General features: G+C 65.2%; 14 protein-coding genes. 2 read left to right on the forward strand and 12 right to left on the reverse strand.

The features are described 5' to 3' along the window. Positions 1 to 876: a signal recognition particle-docking protein FtsY gene (gene ftsY, locus K323_RS0117095; RefSeq protein WP_022886485.1), complete on the reverse strand. Its 876-nt coding sequence runs from the start codon at positions 874 to 876 to the stop codon at positions 1 to 3. A gap of 151 nt (positions 877 to 1,027) precedes the next feature. Between ftsY and K323_RS0117100 the strand changes: the two genes are divergently transcribed. Then, the gene (locus tag K323_RS0117100; protein WP_022886486.1) at positions 1,028 to 2,422 is read left to right on the forward strand and encodes an FAD-binding oxidoreductase; all 1,395 of its coding nucleotides are present in this window, start codon (positions 1,028 to 1,030) and stop codon (positions 2,420 to 2,422) included. A 34-nt stretch (positions 2,423 to 2,456) separates the two neighbouring features. Here K323_RS0117100 and smc read toward each other — a convergent pair whose 3' ends face one another. Beyond that, a complete protein-coding gene (gene smc, locus K323_RS0117105) occupies positions 2,457 to 5,990 on the reverse strand; it encodes a chromosome segregation protein SMC (RefSeq protein WP_022886487.1) in 3,534 nt (1,177 codons plus the stop codon). 281 nt (positions 5,991 to 6,271) lie between these two features. Here smc and K323_RS0117110 point away from each other — a divergent pair, with 281 nt between their 5' ends. Beyond that, positions 6,272 to 7,354, forward strand: a complete 1,083-nt coding sequence (locus tag K323_RS0117110) for a GNAT family N-acetyltransferase (protein ID WP_033373477.1) — start codon at positions 6,272 to 6,274, stop codon at positions 7,352 to 7,354. On the opposite strand, the gene mutM is transcribed toward K323_RS0117110, so the two are convergent. The 10 genes from mutM to K323_RS26880 form a co-directional block, all read right to left on the reverse strand. Then, positions 7,349 to 8,284 (reverse strand): bifunctional DNA-formamidopyrimidine glycosylase/DNA-(apurinic or apyrimidinic site) lyase, encoded by a 936-nt coding sequence (gene mutM / locus K323_RS0117115; RefSeq protein ID WP_022886489.1) that lies wholly within the window; start codon positions 8,282 to 8,284, stop codon positions 7,349 to 7,351. The two genes, K323_RS0117110 and mutM, sit on opposite strands and share 6 nt — an antisense overlap. Before the next feature lie 69 nt (positions 8,285 to 8,353). Then, positions 8,354 to 9,046: a ribonuclease III gene (rnc, locus tag K323_RS0117120; RefSeq protein ID WP_026851774.1), complete on the reverse strand. Its 693-nt coding sequence runs from the start codon at positions 9,044 to 9,046 to the stop codon at positions 8,354 to 8,356. A 61-nt stretch (positions 9,047 to 9,107) separates the two neighbouring features. Then, positions 9,108 to 9,311: a 50S ribosomal protein L32 gene (gene rpmF / locus K323_RS0117125; protein ID WP_022886491.1), complete on the reverse strand. Its 204-nt coding sequence runs from the start codon at positions 9,309 to 9,311 to the stop codon at positions 9,108 to 9,110. 2 nt (positions 9,312 to 9,313) lie between these two features. Continuing rightward, positions 9,314 to 9,859 carry a YceD family protein gene (locus K323_RS26865; protein ID WP_033373435.1) on the reverse strand — a complete coding sequence of 182 codons (546 nt, stop codon included), beginning with the start codon at positions 9,857 to 9,859 and terminating at the stop codon, positions 9,314 to 9,316. Between the two features lie 38 nt (positions 9,860 to 9,897). Beyond that, on the reverse strand, positions 9,898 to 12,252 hold the full coding sequence (locus tag K323_RS26870; protein WP_169515677.1) for a transglutaminase TgpA family protein: 2,355 nt from the start codon (positions 12,250 to 12,252) through the stop codon (positions 9,898 to 9,900). Between the two features lie 151 nt (positions 12,253 to 12,403). Further along, positions 12,404 to 13,762 (reverse strand): DUF58 domain-containing protein, encoded by a 1,359-nt coding sequence (locus tag K323_RS26875; protein ID WP_022886494.1) that lies wholly within the window; start codon positions 13,760 to 13,762, stop codon positions 12,404 to 12,406. Between the two features lie 4 nt (positions 13,763 to 13,766). Next, positions 13,767 to 14,741 (reverse strand): AAA family ATPase, encoded by a 975-nt coding sequence (locus tag K323_RS0117145; protein ID WP_026851775.1) that lies wholly within the window; start codon positions 14,739 to 14,741, stop codon positions 13,767 to 13,769. A gap of 116 nt (positions 14,742 to 14,857) precedes the next feature. After that, the gene (gene coaD / locus K323_RS0117150) at positions 14,858 to 15,346 is read right to left on the reverse strand and encodes a pantetheine-phosphate adenylyltransferase (RefSeq protein WP_022886496.1); all 489 of its coding nucleotides are present in this window, start codon (positions 15,344 to 15,346) and stop codon (positions 14,858 to 14,860) included. 35 nt (positions 15,347 to 15,381) lie between these two features. Further along, positions 15,382 to 17,556 (reverse strand): ATP-dependent DNA helicase RecG, encoded by a 2,175-nt coding sequence (locus K323_RS0117155; protein WP_022886497.1) that lies wholly within the window; start codon positions 17,554 to 17,556, stop codon positions 15,382 to 15,384. Next, the gene (locus K323_RS26880) at positions 17,556 to 18,314 is read right to left on the reverse strand and encodes a tetratricopeptide repeat protein (protein ID WP_022886498.1); all 759 of its coding nucleotides are present in this window, start codon (positions 18,312 to 18,314) and stop codon (positions 17,556 to 17,558) included. The genes K323_RS0117155 and K323_RS26880 overlap by 1 nt, the downstream gene beginning before the upstream one ends. Positions 18,315 to 18,373: the final 59 nt, after the last annotated feature.

Here is an 18,373-nt window from a genome sequence, read left to right on the forward strand (position 1 = left end):
TCAGCCGACGAGCTTCTGCGCAAAAACGTGGGGTGTGAAGCCGGTGAGATCGTTGATCCCCTCGCCCTGTCCGATCAGCTTGATCGGAATTCCGGTCTTCTCCTGCACGGCAAGCACAAATCCACCTTTGGCGGACCCGTCGAGTTTGGTGAGCACGAGGCCGGTCACGCCGGCGTGCTCGATGAACGCCTCCGCCTGCGCGAGTCCGTTCTGCCCTGTCGTGGCATCAAGCACCAGCAGCACCTCGGAGATCGGAGCCTGCTTCTCGATGACCCTGCGCACCTTGGTGAGCTCATCCATCAGGCCGCCTTTGGTCTGAAGCCGGCCGGCGGTGTCGATGATCACGATCTCGATGCCTTCTGACTTCGCCTTCTCGACGGTCTGAAAGGCGACGGATGCTGGATCCTGGCCGTGCGCCTGCGGCCGCACGATCTGCGCGCCGGCACGTTCCGCCCAGGTGGCGAGTTGTTCAACGGCTGCCGCGCGGAAGGTGTCGGCAGCACCGACCACAACGCTGCGGTCGTAGGTGCGGAGGAACTTGGCGAACTTGCCGATGGTCGTCGTCTTACCCACCCCGTTCACGCCCACGACGAGCACGACGGCAGGTCGCTCGCTGAGCTTCAGGGTCGGGTCGAGTTTTGCGAGCCGTTCCTCGATGCCTTCGCGAAGCATCCGTTGCAGGTCTGCTGGGTCTGTTGTCTTGTACCTGTCGACCTTTGCGCGCAGTTCGGTGATCACCGCGTCAGTGATGTCGGGGCCGAAATCGGCCTGGATCAGCGCATCTTCCAGATCGTCCCAGGTCTCCGCGTCGATCGTCTTCTTTGCGAACATGCCGCGCAGGGCGCCGGAGAGTGACCAGGAGGTGCGATCTGCCATGCCTCTAGCCTACGGTCTCTCCCGGCCACCTCCTCCGTGAGCGCAGGCCGATTCACAGGCAGAAGGGCTGGTGCGGTGCCACCGGGCTCGCTACTCTCAGCAGAGTCGGTGGTCGTCTGCCCGCCGGTGTCACCTCCCGAAGGGTTTCACCATGACACTCGAAGCACACAGCACCGAATCCGCCGCTGAAAACGCCGACTCGGTGCTCGCTGCGCTTGCCGTCGATCTGGGCGGCCGCGTGGTTTTGCCGGCGGACGCCGGCTGGGACGCGGCCCGTGCACCGTGGAACATCTCCGTCGACCAAAAGCCTGCCGCTGTTGCGACTCCACTCGATATTAGAGACATCCAGCGGATCCTGGTCGCGGCCAGGGAAGCCGGGCTCGGCGTCACCGTGCAACCTCGCGGACACGGAGCGAACGGTGACGCCGCGGGTTGCATCCTGGTTCGCATGTCCGCCTTCGACGAGATCAGTGTCGACACCGACGCACGTACAGCGCGGATCGGAGCTGGAGTGCTCTGGGGAACGTTTCTTCCCCACCTGGACGGCACCGGACTGATTCCGCTCGCCGGAACCAGCCCAGACGTCAGCGTGATCGGGTACCTGCTCTCCGGTGGTCACTCCTGGTTCAGTCGATGGAAGGGCCTGGCTGCCCATTCGATTCGCGCCGTGGAACTCGTCGACGCGCAGGGTGACGTGCGCCGAATCACCGCAGAAAGCGATGCCGAGCTATTCTGGGCGCTTCGCGGTGGCGGAGGTCTCTTCGGCGTCGTCACAGCAGTGGAGATCGAGCTGTTCGAGGCGCCGGCGCTGTTCGGCGGCAAGATCCTCTTTCCCGACGCGGTTGCCGAGACGGTGTTCGCGCAGGTCACCGACCTCATGACTGATGCGCCCGCCGAGCTCAGCATCTTCTTCGGAATGATCAACTTCCCCGACGCGCCGTTCATACCGGAGCCGATGCGAGGCCAGACCTTCGCCAACGTCGACGTCGTCTTTGTCGGCACGGCTGAGTCGGCCGCGCCATTGCTCGCACCGTTGCTGGCCTCCGCTCCCGTGATCGCCGACCAAACCAGGCCGTTCACAATTTCAGAGCTCGGCCAGGTGGCGGCGGAACCGGAGGAACCCATCGCCGCGCTCGACCTGGGCGCCTCGATCGTCGATCTCCAGGGCGATGCGGTCGCCGCGCTCGTCGGGGCCTTCCGTGCCGCCACACCGGATGGCCTCACCATGATGCAGCTACGCAGGCTGGGTGGCGCGGTCAGCGACACCGCGGCAGGCGATTCCGCGGTGGTCGGGAACCTGGATTCGGCTTACCTGCTGTTTGCTGCCGCGATCCTGATGGGCCCGTTACCGAGGGACCGATCGCTGTTTTCCCCGCTGGAGTCGGCACTCGAAGGGCGCACGGTGCCTCGCTCTGTCGTCTCGCTTCTCACCAGCGGCCAGACGCTCGCCTACGCGTACCCCGCAGAGACGCTGCGGCGACTGGCCGCTGTCAAGGCGATGGTCGACCCCGGCAACGTCATCCGCAGCAACCGCCCACTCCCCTGACCCGACTTCCTGCCATGGTGGCTCTCACTGCGGGTCAGGAGGCCTGCTGCTCGTCACGCACGATGCGCTGGCCGACGACGGCGGAGACACCGTCTTGCCGCATGGAGACCCCGTAGAGGGCATCGGCGATCTCCATGGTGCGCTTCTGGTGTGTGATCACGATGAGCTGGCTGGTTTCTCGCAGGTCTTCGAAAATAGTGAGCAGGCGTCCGAGGTTGGCGTCGTCGAGCGCCGCCTCGACCTCGTCCATGATGTAGAACGGGCTCGGCCGCGCCTTGAAGATCGCAATCAGCAGCGCAACGGCCGCCAAAGAGCGTTCGCCACCCGACAACAGTGACAATCGCTCGATCTTCTTTCCTGCCGGCCGCACAGAGACCTCGATGCCCGTGGTGAGCATATTGTCTGGGTCGGTCAGCTGAATGCTTCCGCTCCCGCCGGGGAACAGCACGGGGAACACCTCAGCGAATGCCGCCTTCGTGTCGTCGAAGGCGCTGGCGAAGATGGTCTCCATCTTCCCGTCGATCTCCTCGATGATCGTCAGCAGGTCCTTGCGCGTGTCTGTCAGGTCGGTCAGCTGCTCGGTCAGGAACTTGTGGCGCTGCTCCAGCGCCGCAAACTCCTCGAGCGCCAACGGGTTGACCCGTCCGAGCTGGCCGAGCTTTCGCTCAGCTGCGGCCAGGCGTCGCCGCTGCTGCTCCCGATCGAACGGTACACCTTCCTCATCCGGATCCACTTCTGGTCCGTCTGCCGGAATCAATTCCTCTGGCCCGTATTCCGCCACCAGCACGTCTTCGACGAGTCCGAGCTCACTCCCTGCGCGCTCAAGCAGGCTAGACAGGTGCAGCTTCTTCTCGTAGATCTGCAGCTCGAGGCCGTGCACGTTCTCGGTGATCGCCTGTAGCCGCTCTCGCAGGGCGCTCTCCTCCCTGCGCAGGGTGGAAAGCTCCTCGTTCTGGCTGGCCCGCTCGGTCTCGGCGGTTCGCAGTCGGAGCCGCGCTTCACTCACGGAAGTATCGACGGAGGCGAGCACCGCAGGTAGCGCCTGCACGACGCCGGTGGCGGCATCCACCTGACGACGACGGATAACGGCACGCCTGGCCGCTACCTCTGCAGCGGCCCGATCGGCCTCGAGCTGCCTGGCGAGTTCCTGCCCCCTGGCTTCCTCCGCGCGAACCCGCTCTCGCGCGGTCTCCACCTGCAGGCGAGCCTCAACCTCGCGTTCGCGTGCCGCTTCCAACTCGGCATACAGGGCATCGCGCGAGCTGACGTCGAGGATCGGCCGTGGCCGGGACTGCGCCCTTTCCAGTTCGGCCGTACTCTGGGCTGCAGCGGCTTCAGCATCACCGATGGAGACGCTGGCAAGGGCGAGCGCCGATTCAAGACGGTCGAACTCCGCTACGGCGGCCTCGACCTGTACTCGCGCACGATTGAGCCTCTCGGTCTGCGCGGCAAGTCTCGAATCGAACTCGCGCAGCGCGGCCAGGGCATTGGCTGACTGCTCCTTGTACACCTGCAGAAGGCCTCGCTGCTCAGCCAGCGCAAATCGCGCCCGTTCGATCTTCGACGTCACCTCGCCGAGCTTCTCCTGTGCCGTGTCGCGTTCCGCAACCAGTTCAAGCTTGCTCTGCTTCGCTCCCGACCCGCCGCGCAGCACGTAGTCGGTGAGCACGTCGCCGTCCCTGGTGATGATCGTTACCGGCACGGCGGCAGCGTGTTCAGCGAGAACCGGCCGCGCTTGCCTCGCAGCATACACATCTTCTGCGATGACGGTGTACGCGAGGACACCGAGCACTCCATCAGGCGCCTCGACGACGGATGTCGCCGGCACAACTCCCTGGCACGTGGGAAGGTCGGCGGACACAGCACGCGCGTCCGCAACGATGAGCTCCACCCGCCCGAGATCATCGTGCCTGGCGTGGGCCACGGCCTCGAAAGCGGCGTCGCGGTTTTCGGCGAGCACGGCGTCAGCCAGTGACCCGAGCGCAGCGGCGATGGCGGTTTCGTAGCCGGGGTGCACCTTCACATGCTCTGCGACCAGTCCGCGGATCCCATTCAGCCTGGCTGCAACCAGCGCAGATGAACCGTCCTTCTGGTCGAGGGCAAGCGACAACGCGCCGGTGCGGGCGGCAAGCGCATCGCGTTCGCGCTCGTGGCCGTGAAGTTCCTCCCGAAGCTGTTCTATCTCTGACTCAGCCTCGAAAACGGATGCCTGTGCGAGTTCATAGGTCTCGTCAAGATTGGTCTCCCCGGCGTCGGCCGCCGCGGCATCCGTTTCCAGGATGGTGAACTGCGCCTGCGCGCTCTCGCGGCGTTCCTGGGCAGCGTCAAGTGCGTTCTGCTGGCGCAGGACTTCACCACGCACGGCGGCGAGCCGCGACGCCGCCGTCTCGGCCTGCCCCTTGAGCTTGGAGATCTCGAGGTCGTGGCGGGAGACCAGCGCGGCTTGCGCCGCGATCTCCTCATCGACGGAGTCAAGCTGGCTGCGGGCCAGAGTGGTCGCAACCTGCGCGTCCTTCCAGCCCTGCTCAGCTGTCTGGATGCCGGCTTTCAGCCGTTCGACCTCGGCCGCGGCATCCGTGAGCATCTGCGGCGTCACGCTGGACCCTTGGTTGATGTTCTCCCCTTCGGAGCCAAGAAGGGCGAGGCGCTGGTTGGCGAGGGTGTAGAGACCCCGGAGGCGCTCCTGCACGGACTCGAGGCCAAAACTGGTACGTCTTGCCAGGTCGACGGCGTCGCCGATCTGGGCCTGCTCGAGACGCTGAACGCGCAGTTGCTTTTGCTCGAGCTGCTCCTGAAGCACAATCCGCTCCGAGTGCCGCTCGCTCTCGGTGCGCCCGTGGCCGTCAAGGGCCGTGCGCAGGGTCACGACCTCGTCCGCGAGCAGCCGAGCCCGCGCATCGCGCACAACGGCAGCAATCGTCTGCGCCTCACGCGCGATTTCTGCCTGGTGACCGAGGGGTTTCAACTGGCGTCTGATCTCACCGGCCAGGTCGCTCAGCCTGGTGAGGTTGGTGTGCATCGCATCGAGCTTCCGCAAGGTCTTCTCTTTGCGACGCCGGTGCTTGAGGATGCCTGCGGCCTCTTCAATGAAGCCACGGCGGTCATCCGGGCTGGCGTGCAGTACGGCATCCAGCTGGCCCTGTCCGACGATCACATGCATCTCGCGACCGAGTCCGGAGTCGCTGAGCAACTCCTGCACATCGAGGAGGCGGCAGGTCTGGCCGTTGATCGCGTACTCGCTCGCCCCGTTGCGGAACAGGGTGCGTGAAATCGTCACCTCCGAATAAGCGATCGGGAGAGCGCCGTCAGCATTGTCGATGGTCAGGGTGACTTCGGCGCGACCGAGGGGACCCCTGGTCGAGGTGCCGGCGAAGATGACGTCTTCCATCTTCCCGCCGCGAAGGTTTTTTACGCCCTGCTCCCCCATGACCCAGGCCAGCGCGTCGACAACATTGGACTTGCCGGAGCCATTCGGTCCGACAACACAGGTCACCCCGGTTTCGAAGGCGAATGTCGTCGGCTGGGCAAACGATTTGAACCCCTTGAGGGTCAGGCTCTTCAGGTACAACGCGCCGCCCTTCCTGGTACACCGGTTCTCATCACGGCCTCCACTGCTGGGACTACGGTACCGGACACCGCGGCACCTGCCCCCCAGCCCGCTGGCGCTTCGCCCGAACCACCCTTCCCCCAGTCCATTCGACTCCCCAAGTCCATTCGACGGAGATTTTCGCTCAATACCCGGTTTTCGGGTTCGGAAAGCGGTTTCACGGCAAAATGTCCGTCGAATGGTATGCAGAGCGCCTCAGGGGCGGTTGTCTGATGCCACGCCCGACGCATACGCTGGCGGTCATGGCCGACTTCACCATCGAAGAACTTGTCATTCCGCGTGACGCCAGGGCTGAGGGGTGGGACGACTTCACCGCGACCGTCGACGTTCGCAATCAGGTCGAGAGCGTCGGTTACGGCACGACAGAGATGAACGTCACGGCTCGCGAACTGTTGCCGGGCTGGCAACGCCAGGAGCACAAACCACGACGCCTTTTCGCGGCCAGGGTCGGCACCCGAATCGTGGCACGGGCGTTGATCGAAACCCTTGCAGACGAGGGAACAGATGCTGCCTGGCTCAGCGTCGAAGTACTCCCCGACTGGCGTGGCCACGGCATCGGCCGCGCACTGGCCGACCAGGTCGAAGGCCTGGCACAAGCGGATGGCCGCACGTCATTGCTCGTGTATGCCGTATCGCCCGACGCCCTAGGAGAACGGCTGGCAGCCCCGACCGGTTACGGTTCTGTGCCGCGCGGAAATCCGGAAGTCCGGTTCCTGCTCAGTCGGGGCTACCGGCTCGAGCAGATCAGTCGCGGCAGCCGCCTCGCGCTGCCGGTCGACCCCAGAATCGTCGACGGCCACATGAAGATGGCCTCGGCGCGGGCTGGCAAGGACTACGCGCTGCACTACTGGATCGATCGGGTGCCGTCGCGTTGGCGAGAAGACGTAGCGGTGCTGAACACCCGCATGTCGACGGATGCCCCGACCGCCGGCCTTGACGAACCGGAAGACGTCTGGGATGTGCAACGAGTGCTGGACTACGAGGAATCGGAAGCGCAGAGCCCCCGCACGATGCTCACCGCCGCAGTGGAGCACCGCCCCACCGGCATCCTTTGTGGCTTCACGGAGCTCTCCGTGCCCGCCGAGACCGAACGTCACGTCGGCCAGGAAGACACGCTGGTGCTGAAAGAGCATCGAGGGCACCGCCTTGGCATGCTCCTGAAGGCCGCGAATCTGCGTCATCTCGCACAGCAGCGGCCCGGGCATCCGTCTGTCATTACGTTCAACGCCGAAGAAAACCGACACATGCTCGATGTGAATGAGGCGATCGGATTCACGCCGATCGGCTACGAAGGAGGCTGGAAACGGACGATCAGCGGGTCATGATGACGCGGATACGCGCAGCCGCTGGCAGCGCGGGCAGAAGTGCGAACCGCGATTCATGAACCGCTCGCGCACCATGATCGTTCCGCACCTGATGCACGGCTTCCCCTGCTGGCCGTAGGCCGTGAGACTGTGTGAGAAGTAGCCTGACTCCCCGTTCACGTTGACGTACAGCGCATCAAAACTGGTGCCACCCTCAGCCAGCGCCCGGTAGAGTATCTCGCGCACCGCCGCGAGAAGGTGTTTCGCTTTCGCCGACGAGAGCGAGGCGGCCGGCTGGTCGTAGTGGATCCTGGCCGCAAAGAGCGCCTCATCCGCGTAGATGTTTCCGATGCCGCTGACCAATCTCTGGTCGAGAAGCGCGCGCTTGATCCCGCTCTTTCGCTTCCGGAGCGCGGCGAAGAACAACCGGTCGGAGAACGCAGGATCGATCGGGTCTCGCGCGATGTGCGCGACCTGCGATGGAACGCTCAGCTCCCAGTCGCCCGCCGCCGACCCGGCGAAGCCGGCGGGCGCCGCGCCCTCGACCGGCAGCATCCGGTCGACGGCCATGCCGCCGAAAATTCGCTGGTCGACGAAGTTGACCCAGAGTTCACCGTGCTCCGGATGCTCGAGGTGCAGCCGGATGCGCAGCAACCGGTCCAGCGACCCAAGCCCGGTTTCCGTACCGGGTGAGCGCAGGAGAACCTGACCGCTCATTCCGAGGTGAATGACGAGGGCACGTCTGCTGTGGAGCGGGATCCAGAGAAACTTTCCCCTACGAACGGCCGCGAGGGTGCGTTGACCATCGAGCAGGGCGGCGAAATCGCCGCTGCGTCGATCGTGCCGACGAAGGGAACGCTCGTCGAAGACTTCGACGCCGTCGATGACCGCGCCGGCCACTGCCGGTTCGAGGCCGGCCCGTACGACTTCGACTTCTGGAAGTTCAGGCATGTGAGGGGCTCGCGTTGACTATCGGCCGGCTGTGATCATCGGCCGGCACTGATCATCGGCCAACACTGGTCATCGGCCAACACTGAGCAGGGTCCACGCTTCGAGGGCCGCAGCCATCTCGGCGTGCTTCTTGCTCGTACCCTCGCCGTGCGCACTGACCAGGGTTCCGACGGTGACCGTGGCGACGAACACCTTCGCGTGGTCGGGCCCGCTCTCCGTCACCGTGTACACAGGAACGCCCGCGCCACGCCGGGCTGCGAGCTCCTGCAGGCTGGTCTTCGGGTCCATGGCGGCACCGAAACGATCGGGGTCGGCCAGTAGTGGATCGACCAAACGCAGCACAAACGCCGTCGCGGCATCACCGCCGAGGTCGAGGTAGACCGCGCCGATGAGTGCCTCAACGGTATCGGCCAGAATGGATGCCTTCTCCCGGCCACCGGTCAGCGTCTCACCACGGCCCAGACGAATGTACTTCCCGAGGCCGATTCCCCTGGCCACATCTGCCAGCGCAACGCTCGACACCAGGCTTGCCCTCCGCTTGGCGAGGTCGCCCTCATCAAGATTCGGATGTTCCCGGTAGAGCATGACCGTCACGGCCTGCCCGAGAATGGAGTCGCCAAGGAACTCGAGCCGCTCGTTGGTCGGGATTCCGCCGTTTTCGTAGGCGAACGACCGGTGGGTCAGCGCAAGCTCGAGGAGTTCCGGATTCACCTGGATTGCGAGGATCTCCTGGAGTTCAGCACTGTCATCGGCCGCATTCATGGTGCCAGGCATGTCAGGCTGCACAGCCGGTCAGGCTATCCATGTGACTAAACGCCGTCGATTAGACGTCTGCGACCTTGCGGCCCTTGTATTCCAGGAACAGCGCGGTTCCGGCCGAGTCCTCGACCACCTTCGCGCGGTGCGGGAGGCTGTAGGTGACCTTGCCGTTCTCGACGGTCTTGACCAGGGTGGGAACCTCGGCCTTCCACTGCGAACGACGCGAGTGGGTGTTCGATCGTGACTGCTTCCGCTTCGGAACTGCCATGATTATTTCTCTTCTCTCTCCGTGTCAGCAGGGCGTTGTTCCGCCGTGCCGCTGTCTTCGGAAGCTTGGAATCGGGCAAGCGCGGCCCATCGGGGATCGCGCTCATGTACTGGTTCCCGGTCACGGGCATCGGCAAGCCGCTGTCCGGTCTCGGGGTCGAGACCCGGGCAATCCGGCCGGCAAACCGGCTGGAACGGCAGTGACAACACCACCGCATCCCTGATCAGAGGTTCAAGATCCACGTGGTCGTCTTGAACTTCACTCTCGTAAGCTTCGTCTAGAGAATACGCGAAAAGTTCCTGAAACTCGACTCGAACGGGCAGACGGATGTCTGTGAGGCACCGGCCGCACACACCATCTGCTGTTGCGGAGACCTCCGCTGAGGCCAGAATTCCCTCGTGCATCGACTCAAATCGCAGGTCGATGTCGAGGCTGGAGCCCGCCTTCACTGCCACCAGGCTCTCGCCGAGGTCTTCGGGAACCTGCACGCTCAACTGCTGCTCGCGCATGGTTCCTGGTCGATTGACGAGGTCGCGCACGTCCACCATGTACGGTGTTTTCTTCACAAAAGTCACAACATGCGATTCTACGCGTTCCTGCCTGTGCGTTCACCCTTCCAGCCCTGAACCCATGGCCAGAGAGAGACCGGGGCCAGCGCCGCCACGATCCGCTGCTTCCGCGACGAGGCCTGCCGAAGGCTACGGATGACACTCTTCAGGTCGTCGTGCAGCGCTGGAGACGGGATGCCCTGTCCCGTTCCAGGGCGGCCGAAGGTGTCCTGTTCGCATATGTTCAGGAGCCGGTGGAGCGCGGCCTGCGCCTGGACGGTGCCGCCGATGCGCGCGGCTACCGCCGCAGCAAGTTCACGAGGTGTCTGCGTCTCACGCACCGGCACACCGAAGTCGGCGGCCGTATCTGACAGCTCGGCCCACGCATCCGTGATCCTTCCCGCCGCTGTCCTTCCCGCCGCTGTCCTTCCCGTCGCTGTCCTTCCCTTCCCTGTCTTTCCCGACCCTGTCTTTCCCGACCCTGTCTTTCCATCGGTTGTTGCGCCAGAGTGGATCCTGGCGAACCGCATGCTGCGCCGCACCCTTCGGGTCACCACGGGAACCAGGAGCAGGCAGGCGACCAGGAGCGCGACCAGCCCGGCGACCAGGAGTGTCTGGAGCGGGCCGGAAGTCGACTCGGCCTGCCCTGATGCGCCGGCATCCTGGGTGGGATCGTCTTCGTTGGCACGCGGCGCTGTCGACGGCGCGCTCTGTTCTGGTACGGCGGCGTCCGGTGCCGCACCAGCCGGGTCGGTGAAATCTGGAACACTTCCGCGACCCGGGGTCGGCTCGAACGACACCCATCCCACACCGGAGAAGTAGAGTTCCGGCCACGAATGCAGGTCGTGCGAGTCAACGTTGTACCGGCCGAGACCCTCCGCGATGTTCGACGACCTGGTGCCGGGAAGGTAGCCAAGAGCAACCCGGGCAGGGATGCCGATGGACCGTGCCATGATCGCCATGGCCGAGGCGAAATGCACGCAATAGCCCCGCTTCACCTCGAGGAACGTCGCAACGACCTCGGTTCCGCCACCGTCGTATCCGTCTTCGACCGGAGCTTCCGTGTCATAGGTGAACGCACTGCTGCGCAAGTAGTCCTGGATGGCCACGGCCGAGTCATAGGCGGATGGCGACGTCGCCGTCAGGTCTCTGGCCGTTTGCGCGATGAGAGCCGGAATCGCCTCCGGCAGGGCGAGTTGCTCCTGTATGTCAGCCGGGTAAGTGGTCCCAGATGCGCGCAACTGTTCAGCGGTGGGTTGGATCTCCAGGGTGGTGACCTTGTACTCCTGATCGCGTGTCGTGGCATTGCTGCCGACGATCGCCCCTGTGCGCTGATCCCAATACCAGTTGCCGCTGAGGCCGTCTACCTCCATCGCCGGCGACGGTACGGGCAGCCAGCCGGTATCGACCCCGTCGATCACGACAGAGGTCTCGCTTTCCGTCGTCGGAACGGCTCCCGTCAGACCAGCGGGCAGGGCAATATCTTCCACGGAATTTGCCGGGTCCGGTTCTCCGAGACGCACGGTCCAATTGCCGTCGGTGAACTGGTCAAGCGTCAGCAGGGTGAAATACGGCGGCTCGGGTGCCGTGCTCAAATAATGCAGCGCCGGTCCGGCCTCCGGACGTCGAAGATCCTGCCCGAGGTCGATCATCGGGCTGACGCCGGCGCCGAACAGGGAGGCCCCGACACGCGAACCGCCCGGAGTGACCTGGGAGAGCGACGGCGCGATTGTGCTGAGAACCAGCGCGCCGACGATTGCGATGCTGCCCACCACAATCGAGCCCCAGAGCGGACCAGGGCCCCGACGCCGAACCGGTGCCAGTATGCGCGGAGCATCACGGCCCACGTCTGGATTCAACGCCTCTGCGCGGCGCCTGGTGCGCACATCGACACGAAGCAGCACCAGGAAGGCGATCGCACTCTGCACCAGCGCAGTCACGTCCGCCCCGCCCTCGACGATCACGCCTGGCACGGAAAGCGGCACCAGCGCCGGGACTCCGGCGAGCGCCGGCCAGCGCAGTGTGATCGCGAGCATGTCCATCAGCACCGCAAGGAGCCCGGCGCCCATGGCGAGGAGGAAGACGATTCCAGGCTGGGCCTCCGCCGGTGTGCTCTGCTGCTGGATCGAGATGCCCCCGGCATCGATGAGCGACCCGAAGACCCCGAACGTCTCCGGTGTCGGGAGCAGCCAAGCCAGTCCCGTTCCGGCTCCGAACAGAAGCGTCAGGGTGACCAGGAGCACGCCGAGACCGACGATGGGGACCACCGACCGCGGCACGGCGAGAGCGCGCGCCCCGGCGCACGCGACCAGCACCGCACCGGCCACCAACGCCATCGCCCACCACCACCCGGAGCCCCGCAGCAACGGGCCGAGTGCAGTGGAAGACACCATCAGCAGCAGAAGAGCCGCCAGGGTCAACGGCCACTGGGCGACTCCCCGGCCCAAACGACCCCGACCACGACGGCGAGGATGCCTCGCCGCGCCGGGGCCCGGCATCGAAGGTGCAGGTCCCGGTCGGGCCTGTGCCCGGTCTGAGCGGGTATCAGAGAGCGTCATGCGCCCCACCCCGTTCTCGTTGGACTTCGTCCCATGCTGCCGGGATGTCCTTGGGGCTGCGCAACCCGATACAGCGCCATCCCGCGTCCTGCAACCGGGTCACGGCAGCGCGCGACATGGTGTCGAGAACAAACGCGACGGCAGGCTGGCACTGCGGCCGGTACTCGGCGATCTCCACGGCATCCTGCTCATCGATGTCGACGAGTACCGCAAAAGTCGGCATGGTCTCGTTGATCGAATGCGTCGCGGTCCTGGGTCGCTGCATGGTTGCATCATCGACATCCGGGCGATCGACGGGCACAACGTTGGCAAGGCCCTCCAGCAGCATGCGGTCCCCACCGAGCGACAGGAATGCGCTCGGGCTGTCGCCGTGCAGGCCACCGCGCTCCCGGTGCGCGTCCGGCGCGAACTGGCTCCGTCCGAGCTCGACCACCTCAAGCCGGAACCCCGAATCAAGCAGGTGTACGCCAACGGATGCCGTCAGTTCGATTGCGAGTTCGAAAGCCTGGTCGAGACGGCCGGCCCGTTCCCCGCCGTGCTCAGCCGAGTACAGAGGGTCTCCGCTGAGAGTGGTGTCGAGGATGATTCTGGCATCCGGATTGCTGCGCTGCTCTTCCTGGCGCACCATAATTTCACCGTGCCTGGCCGTTGCCGGCCAGTTCACCCGGCGCATCGAGTCTCCTGGTCGGTATTCGCGGGCAATGAGTTCGTCTGAATTGGGATTGATCTGCCGATGCAGCTCGTGGATCGTCCCCTCGCCACTCAGGTCGGAGAGTCCGTTCCCCGGCAGCGGTGTGATGCGCGGTGTTACGGTCAGGTCATGCCCGGTGCCGATCGCCCTCTCGCTCCAGGCCAGTCCGAACGGATCGTGCCGGCCGAGGACGAGGGGACCGACGTCGTACACCCCACGCACCCTGGGTGTGAGCGTGTAGTCGAGGATGACCGAATCCGCTCCCCCGGCCGGGCCGCCCTCGTGGCTGTCGAGACTAGGGAGCTGGGCACCCGCCACTGCTGTGATGCCCTCAGAGGCCCCATCCCGCCACCGGGCGCCGTACAGTGGGCGCAGGGAGAGGTTGCGAACGCGAAGCGACACGATGGTGTCGCCGCCTGCCGGCACAATCGGAGGGCGGAAGATGCGTTCAACGCCGAGTCGTGCCGGCCGCACCGTGACGTAGACCATGGCAACCAGCGGGATCGCGATGAGCAGGCAGGCGATGAAGACGAGGTCTCGGCGGTTGCCGACCAGCGAATATGCCAGAAGCACTCCGCCGACAATGAGAAACGCACCGCCGCGCAAGGTCACCCGCGGAAACCAGGCCGGTCGGGTGCGGCGTGTCGCGGACATGAGCTCAGGGTCTGCTTGCTGAACCGACGGGTACGGGCGTCGCCGCAATGATCCGCCTGATCACTTCTTCGATCAGCGGTCCACTGTCCTGGTGGTGGTGGCCGAGGGCACGACTGGTAGGCATCAGCCGGTGACCGAGCACGGGAACAGCCAGGGAATCGATGTCGTCCGGAAGCACATATTCCCTGCCGGTCAGTGCCGCCTGCGCCTTTGCCGCTCGAATCAGCTGGAGTGTCGCCCGTGGGCTCGCCCCGAGCCGCAGGTCACGATCCTCACGGGTGGCCCGCACCAGCGCGACCGTGTACTCCTTGACTGCGGGTGACGCGAACACTCCCCGTGCAGCGGTCATCATCGCGCGCAGCCTGGCGACGGTGACCACCGGCTCAATCAGCGAGAGCGGGCTCACGGTGTCGCGGGAACCGAGCATCGTCAGTTCAGACTCTGTATCGGGGTAGCCCATCGAGATCCGGGCCATGAACCTGTCACGTTGTGCCTCTGGGAGGGCGTATGTGCCCTCCATCTCGATCGGATTCTGTGTGGCGACGACGGTGAACGGCGACGCAAGCCGGTACGTTGCCCCGTCAACGGTCACCTGGCCCTCCTCCATGCACTCCAGCAGGGCGGACTGAGTCTTCGGGCTGGCGCGATTGATCTCGTCGCCGATGACGATGTTCGCAAACACCGCACCAGGCTTGAATTCGAAACGTCGCTCAGCCTGGTTGAACACGGAGACGCCAGTCACGTCAGAGGGAAGCAGGTCTGGTGTGAACTGGATGCGGCCGACGCTGCAGTCGACGGATGCCGCAAGCGCCTTGGCCAGCATCGTCTTGCCGACTCCCGGCACATCTTCGATCAGCAGGTGGCCCTCCGCCAAAAGCACCGTGAGCGCCGTCTCGACCGCTTCGTGCTTGCCGTCGATCACCGTCTCCACGTTGTACACAATCGCCTCAGACGCTTCCCTGACCTGCTCGATGCTCATCGCTTCGACAGCGCCGGACTCGGCGGGGCGGGGCTCGGCCGATCCGACCGCCGAACGGTGCGAGCGCTGCTGGCCAGACGGCAGGTCTGCCGACGGTGTTCTGGTGGAGGGTATCGTCACCGTCGTTCTCCCTGCAGAAACTCTGAAACGGCGTCGGGAACGTACGGAGCGACGTTGCCGCCGAGCGCTGCGACCTGTCGCACGAGCGAACTCGACACGTGGGCATGGGCCGGGTTCGGCAGCAGGAAGATTGTTTCTACGGATGCGAGGTCACGGTTCACGATAGCCATCGGCGTTTCATAGGCGACATCGATCTGCGACCGGATTCCCTTCACCAGGACGCTCGCACCGACATCCGTGCAGTAATCGACCAGAAGTCCGACGTTCCAGGAGGCGACGACGATATTCGCCGGCAGTCCCCCCTCGCTGATGGCACGCTCCAGCAGGGAAACGCGGCTCGCTATCGGAAGAAGGGCCGACTTGTCGGGGTTGTGCACCACCAGAACGTGCAGCTCGTCAAAAAGTCCGGCCGCCCTTTCGATCACGTCGAGATGCCCCAATGTGACGGGGTCGAACGATCCAGGAACGACGGCGATCCTCTGCATAGGATTCAGCTTAACGCCCCAGCAGGCCGGCGCTGTCAGTTCTTTGTCAGCCAGGTGCGCTCAGACTCATCGAGTCGGCGGCGCACGGCCTCCCGCAGGGCTGGAACGCTCCGAAGGCCAGGGTCTCCCCCGATCAGCTTCGCGGCCGCATCCCTGGCGTCCGCGATGAGGTCGCCATCGGTCGCCACCCGCAGGAGCCGAAGCGACGAGCGACCGCCAGACTGGTTACTGCCCAGCACATCGCCTTCCTGCCGGAGGGTCAGGTCGATCTCGGCGAGCTCAAAACCGTCGAGGGTTGCGGCGACTGCCTCGACCCGCTGCCTGGCGAGCGAATCGGCCTCGGCATGGGTCACCAGGAGACAGAGACCCTTGACGCCGCCACGACCGACGCGGCCGCGCAACTGGTGAAGCTGGGATACCCCGAAACGGTCTGCGTCCATGACCACCATCGCCGAGGCGTTCGGAACGTCGATGCCGACCTCGATGACCGTGGTGGCGACCAGAACATCAATCTCACCGGCAGCGAATGCCCGCATGATGGTGTCTTTCGTCTCCGACGGCATCTTGCCGTGCAGCCCCTCAATCCGGGCCGACGACAGCGCCGGCGCCGCCTTCAGTTCTGCGAGGAGGGTCTCGACGGCAACCGGGGGCATGGTCGTCGCCTCGAGGGATTCGCCTTCCTCCACCTGCTTCGGCGCAATTGCCGGACACACGACGAACACCTGGTGCCCGCGTTCGAGCTCTTCCGTGACGCGCGCCCAGACCCTGCTCGACCAGGTCGGCTTCTCGGCCAGCGGAACGACAAAACTCTCGATTCCCCCGCGGCCGGCCGGCAGCTCGCTGATGGTACTCACATCCAGGTCGCCGAAGACGGTCATCGCCACGGTGCGTGGGATCGGCGTCGCCGTGAGCACGAGCACGTGGGGCGGGACGATTCCCTTCAGTCGCAGTGTCTCGCGCTGTTCGACGCCGAAGCGATGCTGTTCGTCGACAACGACCAGACCGAGGTCGAAGAAGTCGACGGTGGCGGTCAGCAGTGCATGTGTTCCGATCACGATCCGGGACTGCCCAGACACGATCCGCAACATCGCCTTTCGCCTCTCGGCAACGGGAAGCTGGCCGGTGAGGAGTGTCGGCATGAGCTCGGCGGCAAGGTCTGGGCCGAGCACTTTCACGATCGAACGCAGGTGCTGCGCCGCGAGCACCTCGGTGGGCGCCAGCAGCGCTGCCTGACCTCCGCTGTCGGCGACGGCGAGCATGGCACGTAGAGCCACCAGGGTCTTGCCAGAACCCACCTCGCCCTGCACGAGCCGATTCATCGGCTGTGATCTGGCGATGTCGGCTGCCACCTCTGCCCCGACAGCCTTCTGGTCGCCGGTGAGCGTGAACGAGAGGGCAGCATCGAACCGTTCAAGGAAGCCCCCCGGCGTCGGCACCCTGGCCGTCGCGCGCTGTTCCTTCGTCGCCGCGCGCTGCTGCAGCAGCGCCGCCTGCAGCACGAACGCCTCCGTGAACCGCAGGGTGTCTTGCGCCGACTTCCAGTCGCCCTCCGTCTTCGGCCGGTGCACCAGTTCGATCGCCCGGCCGGCATCGAGCAGCCTGCGTTCCTTCTTCAGGTCGAACGGCAGAGGGTCGGGCAAAACGACAAGCTCGTCAAGAACGAATTCAATCGCCTTGCGAATCTGCCAGCTCGGAAGGCTGCCGGTCGCCGGGTAAACGGGTATCGGCGTCTGGGCCCACTCCCGCGCGGCGGCACTTCCGACCGGTGCGGCATCCGCATCGAACATCTCGTAGTCAGGGTGGGCCAGCTGCAGTTGGCCTCGGTAGTCGGTGACCTTGCCGGCGAACAGCCCCCGCACGTGTGGCTTCAGGTCTTTGGTTCGCCATGACTGGTTGAAGAACGTCAGGGTCAGGATGCCTTTGCCGTCTGAGATCTTCGCCTCGAGTATTGACCCCTTCTTCGACTTCATTGTGCGCTCACGCACCTCGAGCACTTCGGCAACGATGGTCACGTTCTCGTCTCGGGGCAGATGCGAGAGTGCGGTCAGTTCACCGTGGCGCACATAACGCCGCGGGTAGTGGCTGAGCAGATCACCGACCGTCACCACGCCAAGGCCCTTTTCCAGTGCCTTCACGGTTCCGGCGCCGAGAATGCCGGCGAGGGGGGAATCAAGGGCCACCGCTGCGTCGGCGGCTGGCGAGTCGGTCATTACTCGATGGTACGGTCTGCCACCGTCAATTCCGCGAGCTCTGCCTGCACGAACTCATCGTCGGGGCGAACGGCTGCCAGTCGCTCCTGGATGACGAGCGCCTCAGCGGTTCGTCCGAGGCTGCGAAGACAGCGACCGAGCGCCCACTGGCCGATGAATTGCTGCTCTGCTGTGCCGACCGCGTTCGCGGTGTCGAGCGCCCGTTCGAAGTGAACGAGGGCATCCGCCGGCCTGCCTGAATCGTGCAGATACCACGCGAGATTGATGTTGAGCGCAACACCCCAGCGCCTGACCCGCGACGCGGAAACGGCGTCGAGCATGGCGAGCCCCTCGTTTGCCCATTCCTCCTCATGCCCGGTGTCGGTGAGCGCCAGCATGTGCAGGGCGTCGAGGGCGAGGAACGGCGAACCGGTCGACGCGGCCTTTCGTGCTGCGAGCGTGAACAGTCCGACGGCGTCTTCCCGCTCGCCGTCCTGATCGCCGGCAACCCGCAGCCGACCGCGTTCGAGCGCGACCCTCGCCTGCACCAACTCGTCTGGAGACCGGCCAGGGCCTCGCTCAAGCAGCGCCTCGGCCTGATCTGCCTGTCCGGCAAGCCCGAGCGCCCTCGCGAGCTGGGTCTGGAGCACGGCGCGGTCGATGTCGCTGTACGAAGAGTCTTCCGCTGCGTCACGGAAACGGTCGGCTGATGCATCAGGATCGCTGAAGTCCCACAGGGAGTCAAGGGTGGCCTGGCTGATCGATATGGTGTCGGTCACCTCCCCATCCTGTCACCCCGACGGGGGGTTCGATGACCTGGGCGATAGGCTCGATGCGC

The sequence above is a fragment of the Glaciibacter superstes DSM 21135 genome, from assembly GCF_000421145.1.
Classification (GTDB): domain Bacteria; phylum Actinomycetota; class Actinomycetes; order Actinomycetales; family Microbacteriaceae; genus Cryobacterium; species Cryobacterium superstes.